This is a genomic window from Pseudomonas sp. HY7a-MNA-CIBAN-0227 (assembly GCF_040310325.1).
Taxonomy (GTDB): Bacteria; Pseudomonadota; Gammaproteobacteria; order Pseudomonadales; family Pseudomonadaceae; genus Aquipseudomonas.
Genome location: NZ_JBEOPT010000115.1, coordinates 1 through 276 on the forward strand (window position 1 = coordinate 1; position 276 = coordinate 276).

Sequence of the window (276 nt, forward strand, 5' to 3'; positions counted from 1 at the left end):
TCGTCGAGCAGCACCTGCCCCGAATCGTCGACCGGAATCACGCGCAGCTTCGCACCCTTGAGCGCGGCAAGCTGCTGCCACGGCACGATGTTCGCGTGATGCTCGAGATGCGACACGACGATCTCGTCGCCTTCGCCGACGTTCTGCACGCCCCACGTCTTCGCGATCAGGTTGATCGCCTCGGTCGTGCCGCGCACGAACACGATCTCGTCGGGCGACGATGCGCCGATGAAGCGCTGCACCGTCTCCCGCGCATGCTCGTACGCATCCGTCGCG

General features: G+C 65.9%; 1 protein-coding gene. It reads right to left on the reverse strand.

Translation table 11 applies throughout. The annotated features are described in order from the left end of the window. Window positions 1–276: aminotransferase class V-fold PLP-dependent enzyme (locus tag AAEZ06_RS27215; RefSeq protein ID WP_350617197.1), on the reverse strand; the 276-nt coding region annotated here is incomplete at both ends.